This is a genomic window from Rhodanobacter hydrolyticus, from assembly GCF_044904645.1.
Genome location: NZ_JADIKK010000008.1, coordinates 848,574 through 864,294, shown reverse-complemented (window position 1 = coordinate 864,294; position 15,721 = coordinate 848,574). Strand labels below are relative to the sequence as shown.

Below are 15,721 nucleotides of genomic sequence, written 5' to 3'. Positions count from 1 at the left end.
CGAATCATGTCGACGCATGGACGCATTGCGCTGATCGTTGCACTGGCCTTGGCGGGCATCGCAGGCCTCGGCGCATTCGGCTGGTTTGTCAGCAGCGAGATGCCGCTATTCCTGACGACGGCCGCCAGGGAAGCGCAACCCACCGGCTCCCGCATACAGCCCCCCGCCATGCTGCGCAGGCATGCCGGACCCGTCTTCACTCCCGACGAAGTGCATGCCTTTCTCGCCAAGGTTCGGAGCGCCGAGGCCATCGCCGATCCGTTGCAACGCTGCATGAGCTATCCCGATCCGCCGCGCAGTCACTGGTCGCCGGCGACGGTAGAGGCCTATTGCCGTTATTACTTGCAAAAGACGATCTCGTTTGACGAAGCGCAGGCACTCATCCAGAACGGGCGCGCCGCCGAGCTCGATCGCCGGCTTGCGCAGGCGCTTCAGGCGCAGCTGGCCTATCCCGAGTCGCATGGCCTGCTGGATTACACGTACTTCAAGGCGTTCGGTGAGGGTTCGCTCGGTGTCCGCGAAACCCTGGATGCATGGAAGCGTGCGTCGCCCAACAGCGCGTTTGCCTTTGCCGCAAGCGGTTGGGCGTATGTGGCCATGGCCTCGAAAGCGCGCGGCGGCGCCTACATAAGCGAGACGCCGCAAAGCAACATCGACGCCATGGATCGCCTGCTGGCGCGGGCGGATACCGATCTGCAGCGCGCCATGGCCTTGGATCCCAAGGTCACGCCGACCTACGTCGCGATGATCCATGTCGGTTCGATGAGCTTTGGGGCCGCCTACGTCGATCGCGCCGCGCGGAGTGGCCTCGCGGTGGCGCCCGACAACTACGCCATTTACGGCACGCTGAGCAGCGCGGCGGAGCCCCGCTGGGGCGGTTCGCTGGCGGCCATGGATCGCGTGGCCCAGCAGGCGCAGGTGCTCGTAAAGGAAAACCCGCTGCTCGCGATCCTGCTCTCCGCCGAGCCGGCCTACGAATATGACGTGTGCAATTGCCGCTCGTCGGTCGATTGGTCGGCGTATCCCAAGGTATTCGACAACGTCGGCAGCACGACCCTGCTGGGCAACGCCGGCAACGTCGCCAGCGAGCACGGACACGCGGAACTCGCAGTGGTCTATCTGTCGGAGAGACTGCGCTTTCTTCCAGATGCGCAGAGCACGCGCCGGCGGCGGGACAGCAACCTTGCCAGTGTGGGCGAATCCAAGATGGCGCTCGATGACGCCAATCGCCTCATCGCCGGGAATCCCATGAACCCCGACAACTACCAGCTGCGCGGCACCGTCTACCTGTCGCGCGGGGACAGCCAGAACGCCGAAAAGGATCTCGAGCGCGCACTGGCGATGAACTCCGACGACATCGGTGTGCTCATGGTGCTGGGGAATCTCTACACCAACCAGACGCACGAGTGGGACAAGGCCTGGGACATCACCGACCGCATCATCCGCAAATACCCCGGCAGCCCGGCGGGGTGGGTCATGCGGGCAAGCATCCAGGAAACGCAGCCGCGTGCCGGCCTGGACAGCACCTATCGGTATTTTCTCGACCATTTTGCCAACGATCCGAATCCGGGCATGCAATGGCAAATCAGCCACATGCGTGAACTTCTCGCCAAGGCGCCGCCAAACGCGGCGGCGGGGCCGGCGCCGAAAAGCCACTAACCGGGTTGCCCGCGGGTACAACACACCTTCCCCGCAGGTTTTTCCGCCGCCATGCCGCAGCGCGCCTTTTCACGCGCCGGATGGCTCGCCACAATCGGGTTTTCCCTCGTTCCCCGAGATCGCCATGAACGCTCCCACCCGCATCGACACCACCCGCACCATCCGCGCGCAGCGCGGCACCGAGCTGAGCTGCAAGAGCTGGCTCACCGAGGCGCCGTTCCGCATGCTGCAGAACAACCTCGACCCCGAGGTGGCGGAGAACCCGGCGGAACTGGTGGTGTACGGCGGCATCGGCCGCGCCGCGCGCAACTGGGAATGCTTCGACGCCATCCTGCGCAGCCTGCGTGAACTCAACGATGACGAGACCCTGCTGGTGCAGTCCGGCAAGCCGGTGGGCGTGTTCCCCACCCACAAGGACGCGCCGCGCGTGCTCATCGCCAACTCCAACCTGGTGCCGGCCTGGGCCAACTGGGAGCACTTCAACGAGCTCGATAAGAAAGGCCTGATGATGTACGGCCAGATGACGGCCGGCTCGTGGATCTACATCGGCTCGCAGGGCATCGTGCAAGGCACCTACGAAACCTTCGTGGAGATGGGCCGCCAGAGCTACGGCGGTAGTCTGAAAGGGCGATGGATCCTCACCGCCGGCCTCGGCGGCATGGGCGGCGCGCAGCCGCTGGCGGCCAGCCTCGCCGGCGCCTGCAGCCTCAACATCGAATGCCAGCAGAGCCGCATCGACTTCCGCCTCAAGACCCGCTACGTGGACGAGCAGGCCAGCGACCTCGACGACGCGCTGGCGCGCATCGCCAAGTACACCGCCGCCGGTGAAGCGAAATCCATCGCGCTGCTTGGCAACGCCGCCGACGTGCTGCCCGAACTCGTGCGTCGCGGCGTGAAGCCCGACGCCGTCACCGACCAGACCAGCGCGCACGACCCGGTCAACGGCTACCTGCCCAGCGGCTGGACCGTGGAGCAGTGGTTCGAGCGTCGCAAGAGCGACCCCCACGGCACCCGCGACGCCGCCAAGCAATCCATGAAGAAGCACGTGGAAGCCATGCTCGCCTTCCACGCGCAGGGCATCCCCACCTTCGACTACGGCAACAACATCCGCCAGATGGCCAAGGACGAAGGCCTCGCCAACGCGTTCGACTTCCCCGGCTTCGTGCCCGCCTACGTACGCCCGCTGTTCTGCCGCGGCGTCGGCCCGTTCCGCTGGGTGGCGCTGTCCGGCGACCCGGAAGACATCTACAAGACCGACCAGAAGGTGAAGGAGCTGATCCCGGACGACGAGCACCTGCATAACTGGTTGGACATGGCCAAGGAGCGCATCAACTTCCAGGGCCTGCCCGCGCGCATCTGCTGGGTCGGCCTGGGCCAACGCCACAAACTCGGCCTAGCGTTCAACGAGATGGTGCGCAACGGCGAGCTGAAGGCGCCGGTGGTGATCGGCCGCGACCATCTCGACTCCGGCTCCGTGGCTTCGCCGAACCGCGAGACCGAGGCGATGAAGGACGGCAGCGACGCCGTGTCCGACTGGCCGTTGCTCAACGCGCTGCTCAATACCGCGGGCGGCGCCACCTGGGTGTCGCTGCACCATGGCGGCGGCGTGGGCATGGGCTACAGCCAGCACTCCGGTGTGGTGATCGTGTGCGACGGCAGCGCCGAGGCGGACAAGCGGATTGCGCGGGTGTTGTGGAACGATCCGGGTACCGGGGTGATGCGGCATGCGGATGCGGGGTATGAGATTGCGGTGGAGTGCGCCAAAGAGCAGGGGTTGAAGTTGCCGATGGTGTAATTGGTTTTTGCGTTTTCCATTAAGCGATTTCATTGTTAGATTGAGTGGCAATCCTTTAAAAAACGAGTGCCTGCGGATAAGAAAATGTCGAGCTTTGTCTGACAAAGGGGGTTGCAATGTCTGAGGTGAGCGATAAGGAAATAACTGGGGCTTGGGTAATTCATCATGGAAGGAAGCTTGTCTTAGACTCGAACGGGCCTGCCGAATTTCCAGCAATAGATGAGGCCGCAAAGGCTGCTACATTACTTACGAAGCTTGGGCAGTCCAATCAAGTCGTCATTCCGTTAGCGGAAGTTCGCGCTATCGCGGTTGCATCTGGCCTCAATCCGCGCCATGAACTCAATGGTCTTCTTCAAGTTCTGGAGAAAAAGCGTGTTGTGGAGCTATCGGAAAAGGAGGTGGCTGTCCTAGGTGTTACAACGCGAGGCTCGTTAGGAAATGCGGCGGATATGTATTACGACGCAGATCCAACGCCTTATGAAAAAGCCTCGATCTCGTTGGCCGAGATTGCTTCAGCTGCGCCTGTACGCCGTGTTGATATCTTGGAAAAGATAGGTGATGAACATCAACTATCATCCGGCCAAGTTCATGATTTCTTGAATCGTGCCGAGGAGATAGGCTTTATCGATAAGGAAGGAGAGGGGGAGGATCGTCTACTTTTCAACGGAAACTTGTTTAGGCGTGATTCCGTGGTCAAGAGTCAAAAAGTTCTTTCGTCTCTGAGCCAGCCAGAGCAGGCCCTTGTCGTGCAAATAGGTCAGGAACTTTCGAAAAGCGGGTGTCTCACGGCAACTCGCGTCGAGCAAGTCCTTTCTAAGGTGTTATTTGAAAAATTAATCGCCGCTGGCGTATTCGATCTGAATCAGGTAACTAACGAAATGGGGAGTCATGTATATGTGACATCTCCATCTGCTTTTCACAAGTTTGTCGATCCAATGATAGACGATTGCTTCGATATGGCTAAGTCGCTTGTCGCGGCTCTCAGTTATGGCATGACATCAAGGCCATCTTCGCAGGGTAGAATTGATATGCTTCCAGTATTGTTGGGAAAACTGATCACTGGAAGAGAGATTGGTCCCGCGACTGCTATTGGTCAGGATTATCGCGTGCTCGAGATAAATCGAGTAGTAAAGCTTCGTCCGGATATTCGTTTTCCTGAGCGGTACTATATGACGCTCATAAAAAAGGAAGTGGGTGAGCTCGCATTGCACGTTCTTACGCAAGGGAATGCGTATGCGCAATCGTTGACTGACTTGCCGAGCGCGCCGATGTCCGGCTACATCGGTCCAGAGGAGAGTCGTACATCGGTACGAAAGAAGCAGTCAGTCATGAGTAAAAGAACAACGCGCGACATTTTGGAAGCTGTTCGAGGCGGGCGGTCATTCCGATGAGTGGCATAGATAAATTGCCCAAGGGGGCCGTCCTTGAGGAGATCCTCAGGGCGTATTTTTTGCGTGCGGGATTCTTCGTGATTCGCGGAGTTCCATTTAGATTTTCTAACGAAGATCTTACAGATGTGGATCTTTGGCTTTATGAGCGGCCAACTGGAACGACTCGTCGAGTTCAGATCTGTGACGCAAAGTATAAGCAGCGTCCGAAAGCTATTGAGCGTATCTTTTGGACCCGTGGACTTGCTGACGCATTGGGTGTGGATGGTGCTTACGTAGCGACTACGGACAAGAGAAAGAATCTGCGCTCTGTTGCTAATAAGCTTAATCTTCAGCTTATTGATGGATCTGATATCCAGAGAATTCAGAGCAGTCAGTCCATTATTTTTCCCAGTCGGATAGACGACGAGCGAATGATTGCCGAACTTCAGGCGGTGGATCGGGAATTTAGAAGTAAGGATTTACAAGACGCCCGCTTGGATATCCTGTCCTCTCTCTCAGAGGGTTTTGGTGCGCCATCTGTCGTGAGATCCCTCGAATCTTTCGGTAGGCTGGCCAACGCTACCGTTGGCTATTATCCCTGTTCGGGGGCGGCCCGAGCGGCCGGTCGATTGGCGTATCTAGCTGCGGCTATTGCCTGTGAAAGCTTGGATTATGTGAGCGTGGGCGCAGCCTTTCGCACGATTGATGAGCGGAGGGAGCTTATGCTTAATGCCGTGCGCCTTGGAGCGTTAAGTGACGAAGATGGGCGGCATGCGCTGGATATGGCGCTTGCATTGGTTGAGAAGTATGCGCCAGGCGGTCGAGGGGCCGCTATTGCAATGCAGGTTGGTCTAAAAAAGGATTTGGAGCAAATACCAGCCGAAATTGTTGCAGATCAAGCAGTTCGGCTTCTTCGGGCAGATCAATTGTTTTTGACAGGCCGCGAGTTGGAAATGGCTAGCTATCATGTGGGATTGCCGCCATTTGATAGCCTCAGTGTTCACGCTAAATCAATGTTAGGCGCACTTCTCGATTTCTCGGGAGTCGATAGAGAGCGCTTTGCTAAGGCTTGGACCGCATCAGGTGGTGAGGCCTCTCCCACGCCAAGCGAATTAGTGCGAGCTGGTGTAAATGAGGAGTCTGCACAATTCAATTTGTTTGGTACTGAATAAGCCGGTGTAAAAAACGGGGCAGAGTACCCTTTTGTTCATGTCGGCGCTTTAAAAATTCCACTTTGCCCCCGCCCACTTCCGTTCTTCCAAGAGGCCGTCTCGGTGGGATCAGTGTCGAGTGAATGCTGAGGTGACGCCGATTCACTGATTTCAGGGCTAGCAGGGGAAAGGGGGGCGGAGGCAATTAAGCCGCAATCATGAGTTCAATTTCCTCGTTTGCGAGTCTCCCTCGCCGGTTGACTTTGGGATGTGCGGGTCTGGCCATTGGCTCTGCCGGGCACGCTTGGCGAAGCGACCCGGCAGGTTCGCGTTTGGGCTCAATACGGCACGTCGCCCGGATGAAGCAGTGCGGGCTGGGGCAGAGGCAACTGGCTGTGCCGTTCGGCCTGCTCGCTGAGGAAGTACAGGGCGGCGAAGAGGCCTTCGGTGGTGGGCGCGTCCAGCGGGCAGCAGCCGGGTTCGACGGTGTCGCTCTGGCTGTTGGCGTGCAGGTCGCGGAAGGCTTCGCTGTTGGTCAGCACGCGGGCGAGGGCGTGGATGGCGGTGGCGAGGCCGGCCAGGGTGGCGGCGTCGTGCGCGTCGGGGCCGGCATCGGCGCGGGTCCAGTAGGGGCGCGAGAGCGGGTTGGTGGGGCGGGGCGCAGCGGCGTGCGCGGCTGCCGTATGATCGGGGTTAGCCATGATCAACTCCTAACTAGTTGGTGGTGGTCAGCGGGTCGTATGGGTGGCTGCCCATGCGGCCCGCGTTGGTTTTGGGGTGTTGGTTTTCTCCGGCCGGAGGCTAGGGAGCCTTGGCGGTTTCATACTAAGTGGGGAGAAAAAGAAAATCTGTCAGGCCGGTGGAGTCAATCTGTAGGAATAGGCCTTTGTTTTGTAATGTGCCGTTTTGCTGATAAGAGGGCAATTAAGTCGTGAAAATTGGCTTTGCCAAGGTGGACTTGCCCTGATCCAAATGGAGGTGATCCATGACGGCGTTGCTGTTTTTCTCGTATCTGCACTAAGCGCGGTATCTATCTGATGTCCGCGAGTTCGTTGTCAAAGAGATTATCCTGAACATCGAGGCGGCTCCTGCAGTCGGCGATGTCCGATCGGGCCGCGATCCGGTGTTGAGGCTAGCCATACAAGCGCTGCGGGAAAAGCTCAGAACTTGGCCTGTTTTGGTGGCCTGGTTAAAGCAGCCCCATTTCGTGTAGATAGGTGTAGATCTTCGGGTCAATGTATCCACGCTTCCAGCCCGTGACATTTCCAATGAGATGTCCAGACTTGTAGAAGTAGAAATTCGGGATTCGCGCGAAGTCAACGCCTTTCCATTCACTATTATGATAGGCTATAGATAGTTTCTGGTCTGGGAAATTTTGATTCCATTCTTGAATGATCTGTGTATTTAAATCGGCTTCAGCGGGTTCGAGCCAAATTGCCTTTCCCTTCAAAAAGGCCGACCTAAGCGCATTGTTTGAATTTATATCCCGTGCGGCGTCTTCTGAAAAATGACACCCTGCAACAATAACGATTCTATCGCCAACGTCTATTTGAACGGGCCGTAGACTGAATGTAGTTGCATTCTCACTCAATTCTAAGATCGCGTGACCCTCTGGTGTAACGTCATCTTTGGCACTTTGAATTACGGGAATAGGCGTTACATTCATCTCGGGAGCATTTGCCAAAAGGTGCTTTGCTTCCTCGAATCGCCTGGCGGTAACTAAGGCATTATAACTGTCGATATATTCTGATGTGAGAGCGTCGTTGCGTGTGCGAAGTATATTGAGAATATCAATTTGTCTGTTGAGATAAACATCGCTGTTCGCGTCACCAGTTATATTTGCAAAAAACCAAAGAGTATCTATCGATGAAAAAATATCATGCAGGTCTTTATTATTCAGGAGCTTTGCACGCGTTATTGCGGGTGCAATATGCAGATCGTACACTGCCTTAATTTCACGTTCTTTATCAGTAGCGCTTTGGCTAAATTGACGGTTGTAGTACGCAATTTTTGCGCTCGCGTCGGCGTATTCTTGAGTTGCGCTTGCATTCGCTGAAACAAAGCAACTCATTGTTAAAATGATCGCGGGGAAAGTCAATTTCATGATTGGGTCACCCGGCACTGATTTATGCGGCAAGGCATGGCGCCTGTATGTGCGATGGATAAGCTCCCCCAGCAGAACTGGGGGAGCTTATTTAAATTTAGCGAATTGCTAGTGGCAGGTATTTGGATTACAGGTATAGCTCCTAGCGCCAACACAGTTGTATTGCCCATTGCCGCTCGGAGATCCGCAAATATTGTCCTGCAAATAAGGCGGATAAAGCTGTGGCGATGCTGCCAGTATGTTGTAATCTACATCGGTAACCGGCTTAATATTCGGTATGCTCCCGATTGAATCCTGTGCGCCAAACAGTGAGAGGATTCTATATGCATCAGTAACAGACAAATTTCTGAGATCATCGTAGCTGAAAGAGGCTAACCCTTCGCTACGAAAAACCAAGGAATCTACAAAGTGCATTCTGGCCGCGGCCGGTAATTTGTTGAGCGGATTATCTGCATTGTTATAGTTGCTTTGCATGAACCGCTGGAGCTCACCCTGATTTTTAATTAGCGCAGTCGACAGATTTGTTTTCTGGGCCAAAAGCATTTGTTTTTCGGCTGAAGAATTGCTTCCTTGGTTTTGAAATGGTGCCGCATACGCTGGGCCATAAGAGATCAATGTAACTGTCGCAACCAATAACGCCGATACTAGGATTTTCATTTCAATCTCCTTTGCAGACGTGGTCGATGAGTTGGCATCTTCACTTCCATGCTGATCTCGGAATCGTTGGCATTTATACTGCCACTTGTTACAGAGCCCAGCAGTTCGACGATATCATATTCGAGGCGGTCTTTTGCACATGCGCACTATTCCTGTATTAGCGCCGCGCTTCAGACCTTTGTCGTAAGATAATGCGACAGTGTTGAGGGATGATTTACCGTATTCCACAAGCGTCTCCTCATGGTCGTGAGCCCTGTGCAGTTCCAAACAGGATTGTCACTGGTCGCGTTAGTCGAGCAGAGCGGCGCCGGGGCAAAGTGCCGGCGTGCCTCTTAAAGAGTAACAAGGGGCTGGGTGCACTTTCTGTTGATGTCGATGCGTTGAAAAGTCCACTCTGCCCGAGCTTTGCGATGACTGCCTCGGCGCGTGAGAAGCTAGAACAGGTTGGCTTTCGACCCGAAGCGGACGTGGTGGAAACACGGAGCAATCATGATGAACCGCAAGCTAGGCTTGGGCGCTCTGCTGCTCTTCGCGGGGTCGTCCGTCTGTGCCTCACCTTTTGGTGGCAAGTTGGGAGACACGATGCCAGTGAGGGGCGCGTGCGACCACCTCAGAACCGTTATAAGCAAGCAGCTCGGCGCGAAGCACGGTGATGATGAGTATCGTTGCGAAGACGCGAAGATGGGGCCAAAGGGTTACTACGTGTTCTCACTACGCTCCAACTATCCTGCCCCAATGGGTGGCGGGACTGATTGGGTAGGGAGCGGACTGGTTGGCTGGTATGCAGTGCGGAAATCCGACGGGCAAGTTCGAGATTGGAACATCGCAAATTTCACGCTAGGGACGGTGATCAAGTAACTAGGATTGTCGGGGATCGCTATTGCTGATCGTAACGTCTGCTTTCGACCCAGCCGATATCACTGAAAAAGGGCCTCAATGACATGACGCTTAAACGGATGGACAACGTTCTCATCGTTGTCGACGATCTCGAAGCCATGAAGTCGTTCTTCACTGAGCTGGGCCTTGAGCTGGAAGGCCAGACGACGGTTGAAGGGCCTGCGATAGGGGACCTGATCGGGCTCAAGGATGTCCGGGCCACCCTCGCGATGATGCGCACTCCCGATGGGCAAGGCATCGAGCTGGACAAGTTCCACACGCCCGATGCAGTCAGGTTTGGGCCTGTGGACGCGCCAGTGAACGCGCTGGGCCTGCGTCGCATCATGTTTTCTGTCGAGGATATCGATGCTGTCGTAGCGCACATGCGGGCTCATGGCGCCGAACTCATTGGCCAGATGAAGTACGAGAACTCGTACCGGCTTGCCTACATCCGCGGGCCTGAAGGCCTCATTGTCGGGCTTGCCGAGCAACTCGGATGAGAATGGGAGGTTCGCCCGTGCACAGGCCGATCGGCACGCAGAAAGCATCGACAGATGGCCTATGTCTTGTTGCGGGACATCGATATCGTCGGAACAGGGGGCAGAGTGTGCTTTCATTTGATGCTTCGGAAAGTCCACTCTGCCCCGGGTTTTGGTGCTCGCGATGGTCGCCCTCAGTCTCTGGCTGCGCCCGAGCGAGAAATCGAATGCGGAGTGACCCGGATACGAAGGAACAAACAGGAGCAGGGCGCACTTCCTTGAGGCGCGAGCTGCGGGAAGCCGGTTCTGACCCTGCTTGAACGGAAGAGTGTTTCAGGTTCGCTTGGCTGCAGCTTGGGAAAGCGGACGCCTGATATGTTTTTCGAAGTGGATCGTGGAATCAATGGGGGAAAGAAATGCGCTATCGATTTTTGTTGTTGAGCCTGGTTTTCATGGAATTACTTTCCGTTAGCGGTCGAATTTTTGCGCAAACTAGAGTTCCCGACTCCAGCAATCTTGGGGAGGCTGCCATGTTGGTTGCTGAAGATGAGGCCATGAAGGACGCGGCGATGACGCGATGCGGACAAATATATCCATCCAGATCAAATCAATTTCAAAGCGCTTACGCCATTTGGCGAAAAAATAACGCCGCAGCTCTGGAGGCGAGTTCAAAAGAAGTTGCCGTACTTCGCCACAGTCCTGCACTCGCCAATCGCATCACGCTGCGACTGAACGATCGTCGCCAGGCAATTTCGTCGGGCATAGAAGCGAAGCCGGAAGTGTGCGATGGGCTGGCAAACTTGCTTTCCACGGGCGGTGAGCGCTTCGATCGGCTGATGCCGAAAGCCTATGCGGTGTTATTAGCGTCCATCTCAAAATGACGGCAACGCTTGACGAGTGACCCGAGTTGGCGTGATGTCCGTATGTCCGCTTTCGACCCAAAGCGGACAGCTTCTCAAGAGGCCCCGTGTCGATCCCGCAGGCGCTCATTCGTCGCACCCATGAAGGTGACCATACCGTCCACGCTTCAGCCAAGGAGACAATCATGTCCTACATCGATGGTTTCGTGATCGCCGTACCCAACGTCAACCGCGAGAAGTTTATCGAGCACGCCCGCACCTTTGACGCTATTTTCGTGGAGTACGGCGCTATCCGGGTGGTGGAGTGCTGGGGCGACAACGTGCCCGATGGCAAGCTCACCGACTTTCGCCGCGCTGTGCAGGCGACGCAGGATGAATCCGTGGTGTTTTCCTGGGTGGAGTGGCCCGACAAGGCCGCTCGCGATGCCGGCATGGCGAAATTTATGCAAGATCCGCGCATGGAAGCCGCCGCGGACTGTCCTTTCGATGGCAAGCGCATGATCTTTGGCGGCTTCATGCCAGTGGTTAGCCTTCCTGGCTAGGGAGGCCTTGAGCTGGGCGCTTTCAAAGCAACGTCCGCTTCTGGCCCAGAGCGGATTCAAATAAAGGAGAGAATTGCCATGGCGGGAGTAGGCGGCACATCGCCAAAAACCAGGGGTGGAAAGATCGTATGGTGGATGGCTTTTGCGGCTTTCTTTGCCTTCGTGGTCTACGTGCTGGTAAAGAATTTCTTCTGAACTGCAGCTGGCTGGCGACGTGAGCTAAGGTCCGCTCTCGACCCGAGGCGGAAATCGTATAGTTTCCGGAGAGAGGAAGTGAATAGGCAGTCGGCGAGGCAACTTATCTACGCAAGGCCGCTGACCGGTGATGCTATTCGCCACGTGATGTCGCGCCACTTTCCGAAAAAGAACGACTATGGCGAAGCACCGTTCGAAGAGCTTGTCCAGGAATTGGTGCGCTTCGGGATCACTTCTGTCGGCGACTTTAAGCGACTCATGACGAGGCACAGGCGAGCCTTACTTCGGCTTGATCGTAGTCGTCTATCGAATTGGGAGCGCCGGGATGCCATAGCAGAATACGGCGCTGCATTCGTGACGGATGCCACCCGACGCCAGTATTGGTTTGCCTATCCAGCTTTAGTTCGTACCGCTGTCGAATTTGAGTTCGGCGAAGAAGCTGCTGTGTACGAGTGAGGCATGATCCATCATTCGGCGAGGTTTTGGTTGAGAGTTGAACGGGCTAAGGTGCATGCCACAAGATCCAATCTCGACCCGGATCGAGCCAAAAACGGGCAACAGTTGGATTAATGCGCCCTTGGGGGATTTGTGATTGGCAAACTCCTAGCTTGCCTAGTAAGCCTGGCGCTCGTTTCTTGCGCCACGACATCGCCTGCGGCAAAAGAATTGGCCGCCACCCTCATCTTTGTCCAAGGTGACCGACCCTTGGACAGGCTTGGTGGTATTTACATGGTTGGCGACTATGCATTGCCTCGCGAGCCTTCGCTGGAGGTCCACTTAGCCCCAGGAGACCGTGACATCGGTTACAGCTGTCCCGGCTACATCTTTGTAGACAATCCACCCAGTGTTTGGCACAAGTTCGAAGGCGGACTTACTTACGAGATGTCTTGCGAAAAGGGCGAGCCGAAATTTAGGGTAAGGAGATAGCGATTCTGTCCGCTATCGACCAAAGCAGCCGTTCCAAGACTACGCATCCCCGTCCCATTATCCGTATGTTTCGATAGTCAGGCGCAGGACCAAGCCCACCGGAGGCGCACCATGACGACGAAGGCTCAGATCAGCCGCTATCTCGAAGCCCTGCCGGAGCCAAAGCAGGGCGATATGCGGAAGCTCCATGGCGCCATTCTCGACATGAACCCGGGTTGCAAGTTGTGGTTCCTCGACGGCAAGGACGAAAGCGGCAAGATTGTCTCCAACCCGTGCATCGGTTACGGCACGCTTGGCAAGCAATACGCCAACGGCAAGACCAAGCAAGTATTTCAGGCAGGGATCAGCGCCAACTCGGCGGGGCTGTCGGTCTACATCATGGGCATGGACGACAAGAAGTATCTGCAGAGTAAGTACGGCGACTCGATCGGCAAGGCGAATGTCACCGGGTACTGCATCAAGTTCAAAGCGCTCAAGGATATCAACCTGGATACCCTCAAGAAGGCCATCCAGGATGGCGTTGAACAAACACGTGCCTAACAGCGATGTAGGGAAACAAACGGAGGCGGGTTAATTTATCCAGCTTATGGAAGTGAATGTGCCTCCGTTCTTGGGTCCTGTTCTTGATCCGAACCATCAAAGGAATTATCCATGCCTATTCATCAACGCTGTTCGATACTCCTACTCTTTCTGGCGGTATCCGGTATGGCCCTGGCCGACGGGGATGTGTCATATGCGCCTCCTTATTGCAACTTTTCCGTCACGGTGCCCGGCCCCGCTCATGTGGAAGACCACGTGGCTCCGGATGGAAAGCATGCGCTGCAAGCCGTCACCAACGCCAACGAACCGCCGTTGTTCATTGCTCAATGCACAACAAGCGAGGACGGTTCGGCACCGCCGAATCTGAAAGAGCGGATGAAGAGCCTGGTGGGTGCGGCGCAGTCGTTTGGCGTGCGAAGCATTCAGACCACGACTTTCAAGGATGAACGCGGAGAGTGGGCAAAAGGGACCGGTAGCGTCATTGTCGGCGGGCACCTCATCCACGTGACGGTGATGAATGTAACAGGTAAATCTTCGCTTCTTTATTTGATGGGTGGCACAGAAACTGGCGAGGACCAGAAGCGATTCGATCACATGGTCAAAACCGTGATGGTCAAAGCGGCCAAGTAAGGTGCGTATCAAGCGCCGGGTCGGCACGGCGCAGCTGCAAGAACAGAGCAGGTTCACTCGTACCTTTGTGGGAAGTGGGCCTGCACTCGTCAGCTTGCGTCCCCATCCCCCGAAAAAACATACACGCCCAGCGCATGGCTCTTGGCCTGGTACATGGCGGCGTCTGCGGCGCGCAGGTAGTCGTCGGTGCTTGTGAAGCCGACCTGGCTGTTGACCACGCCGATACTCGCGCCGCAGGTCACGGTGTGCGAGTCGATCCGATAGGGGGCCGCGAGGGCGGTCGCAATCTGCCGGGCCCGGTCGCAGGCGCCCGCGTGGTCGATGGACTCAAGCAGCACGTTGAACTCGTCGCCGCTCATGCGGGCGACAAAATCGATGGCACGGACGCAGGATTCAAGCCGGCGTGCCACCTGCTGCAACAGTTGGTCGCCCACATGGTGCCCAAGGGTGTCGTTGACGGCCTTGAACCGATCGAGGTCCAACAGCAGCACGGCGAACGGGGTGGTGTCCTCGTGTGACGGCGCGTCGCCGCCTTTCGAAGCGCTGTCCCGATGCAGCGCGATGGCGTGTTCGAGGCGATCGCGGAACAACGGCCGGCCGGGCAGGTTGGTCAAGGCGTCGTACGAGCTGCCGCGTTCCGCCAGGTCGCTCAGCGATCCGGCCATCCGCACGGCGACGCCGTCTTCGAATTGGGCGATGCCGCGCCAGTTGAGCCATACCGGCCGCCCCGATCCATGGCGAGCGCGGAAATCCACGGAGAAGTTCGGGTGATGGTCCGACAGGTGCCTGCGGTAGGCAGCCTCCACGCGCTCGAGGTCATCGGGATCGATGAGCTGCTGCAGAAACTGCCAGCCGTCTTCATGCAGGTGGCCGGTGTCGCTCAGCCCGACAATCTCATTGAAGCGCTGCGACACATGCAGGACGCCGGTCTGCAGGTTCCAGTCCCAGATGCCGTCGTTGGAGCCGCGGGTGGCGAGTGCATAGCGGTTGTCGGATTGCACCAGTTCGAGTTCGGTACTCTTCTGTTCGGTCACGTCGATCATCAGGCCGATCATGCGATTCGGGCGGCCGTGCTCGACATCCACGCGGCACAGGTCGCGCACCCAGATGACATCGCCGGATTTGGCAATCAACCGGTAACTCATCTCGTACGCGTAACTGTGCGTTGCGTAGTACGCGGCATCGTCGATGACCAGGGCTTCCGCCAGGTCGTCGGGATGCACGTGCGCCCGCCAGAAACCCGGGTCGGCCCGCCACTCTTCCACCGAGTAGCCGAAAAGGCGCTCGACCTGCGGGCTGAGGAAGGTATTGCCCACGCCGAGCTCGGCTTCCCAGACGACGCCGTCGATGGTTTCAAGCAGCCGCAGGAAGCGCTGGCGGTCCTCCATCAGGACCTGTTCGCTGATCTCGGTGATCTCGATCAGGACACCCTGGCGACTGAGCACGCGATCCGCGGCGTCGGTCTTCGGATGCAACTGCAGGCGCATCCAGCGATGGGCCGAGTCGGCGAAGCGCAGGCGGAACACCGGCATGCCTGCCCTCAAGGCGCCCGTGTCGTCGGGATGCACGAAGTCGAGCAGGGACTGGCCGAGCGTCCCGTCGATCGGGTAACCCGTGAGCTTGTGCCAGGCGGGATTGAGGTAGGTGATGACCCACCGTGCGTCCGTTTGCACCACCGCGTCGGGTAGCAACTGCAGCAATTCTTCGGGCGGCGTGGGAGGGACAGGCATCTGCCGCTTATGCTCACCGATGCGTGAGCGTCGAGTCCAGCCCCTTGGCGTGAAGGTCGGGCCGGGATGACGCAGCCCATCGGGCGCCCCCAAGGCGGCAGCTTCAGCGTCCGGCGGATAAGCGGCGGATAGGCGAGAGGGGCGATCAAGCCGCGGCCATCGGCTCGGGCTTCCTGTTTTCAGGGGAGCAGTTTCGCGAACAACGG

General features: G+C 57.2%; 14 protein-coding genes. 10 read left to right on the top strand and 4 right to left on the bottom strand.

Annotation, left to right across the window (positions count from 1 at the left end; all coding sequences use genetic code 11):
* Positions 1–6 precede the first annotated feature (6 nt).
* The 4 genes from ISP25_RS06330 (at position 7) to ISP25_RS06315 (ending at position 5,996) form a co-directional block, all read left to right on the top strand.
* On the top strand, positions 7–1,659 hold the full coding sequence (locus ISP25_RS06330; protein ID WP_404612523.1) for a tetratricopeptide repeat protein: 1,653 nt from the start codon (positions 7–9) through the stop codon (positions 1,657–1,659).
* 124 nt (positions 1,660–1,783) lie between these two features.
* Positions 1,784–3,454, top strand: a complete 1,671-nt coding sequence (gene hutU / locus ISP25_RS06325) for a urocanate hydratase (RefSeq protein ID WP_404612521.1) — start codon at positions 1,784–1,786, stop codon at positions 3,452–3,454.
* Positions 3,455–3,570: 116 nt separating this feature from the next.
* Positions 3,571–4,845, top strand: coding sequence for a hypothetical protein (locus ISP25_RS06320; RefSeq protein ID WP_404612519.1), 1,275 nt, complete (start codon positions 3,571–3,573; stop codon positions 4,843–4,845).
* Positions 4,842–5,996, top strand: a complete 1,155-nt coding sequence (locus tag ISP25_RS06315; protein ID WP_404612517.1) for a hypothetical protein — start codon at positions 4,842–4,844, stop codon at positions 5,994–5,996. The genes ISP25_RS06320 and ISP25_RS06315 overlap by 4 nt, the downstream gene beginning before the upstream one ends.
* Positions 5,997–6,313: 317 nt before the next feature.
* On the opposite strand, the gene ISP25_RS06310 is transcribed toward ISP25_RS06315, so the two are convergent.
* The 3 genes from ISP25_RS06310 to ISP25_RS06300 form a co-directional block, all read right to left on the bottom strand.
* On the bottom strand, positions 6,314–6,676 hold the full coding sequence (locus ISP25_RS06310; protein ID WP_404612515.1) for a hypothetical protein: 363 nt from the start codon (positions 6,674–6,676) through the stop codon (positions 6,314–6,316).
* Between the two features lie 488 nt (positions 6,677–7,164).
* Positions 7,165–8,079, bottom strand: coding sequence for a hypothetical protein (locus tag ISP25_RS06305; RefSeq protein WP_404612513.1), 915 nt, complete (start codon positions 8,077–8,079; stop codon positions 7,165–7,167).
* A gap of 108 nt (positions 8,080–8,187) precedes the next feature.
* The gene (locus ISP25_RS06300) at positions 8,188–8,736 is read right to left on the bottom strand and encodes a hypothetical protein (RefSeq protein WP_404612511.1); all 549 of its coding nucleotides are present in this window, start codon (positions 8,734–8,736) and stop codon (positions 8,188–8,190) included.
* A gap of 956 nt (positions 8,737–9,692) precedes the next feature.
* Here ISP25_RS06300 and ISP25_RS06295 point away from each other — a divergent pair.
* The 6 genes from ISP25_RS06295 (at position 9,693) to ISP25_RS06270 (ending at position 13,785) form a co-directional block, all read left to right on the top strand.
* Entirely contained in the window at positions 9,693–10,112 is a 420-nt protein-coding gene (locus tag ISP25_RS06295) for a VOC family protein (protein ID WP_404612509.1), read from the top strand.
* 395 nt (positions 10,113–10,507) lie between these two features.
* On the top strand, positions 10,508–10,972 hold the full coding sequence (locus ISP25_RS06290) for a hypothetical protein (RefSeq protein WP_192154906.1): 465 nt from the start codon (positions 10,508–10,510) through the stop codon (positions 10,970–10,972).
* Positions 10,973–11,136: 164 nt separating this feature from the next.
* Entirely contained in the window at positions 11,137–11,493 is a 357-nt protein-coding gene (locus tag ISP25_RS06285) for a DUF1428 domain-containing protein (protein ID WP_192154914.1), read from the top strand.
* A gap of 273 nt (positions 11,494–11,766) precedes the next feature.
* Positions 11,767–12,144, top strand: coding sequence for a hypothetical protein (locus ISP25_RS06280; RefSeq protein ID WP_404612507.1), 378 nt, complete (start codon positions 11,767–11,769; stop codon positions 12,142–12,144).
* Between the two features lie 582 nt (positions 12,145–12,726).
* Positions 12,727–13,155 carry a hypothetical protein gene (locus ISP25_RS06275; RefSeq protein WP_404612505.1) on the top strand — a complete coding sequence of 143 codons (429 nt, stop codon included), beginning with the start codon at positions 12,727–12,729 and terminating at the stop codon, positions 13,153–13,155.
* Positions 13,156–13,266: 111 nt separating this feature from the next.
* Positions 13,267–13,785, top strand: coding sequence for a hypothetical protein (locus tag ISP25_RS06270; protein ID WP_404612503.1), 519 nt, complete (start codon positions 13,267–13,269; stop codon positions 13,783–13,785).
* Positions 13,786–13,874: 89 nt separating this feature from the next.
* Here ISP25_RS06270 and ISP25_RS06265 read toward each other — a convergent pair whose 3' ends face one another.
* Positions 13,875–15,515, bottom strand: a complete 1,641-nt coding sequence (locus ISP25_RS06265) for a diguanylate cyclase domain-containing protein (protein ID WP_404612502.1) — start codon at positions 15,513–15,515, stop codon at positions 13,875–13,877.
* Positions 15,516–15,721 lie beyond the last annotated feature (206 nt).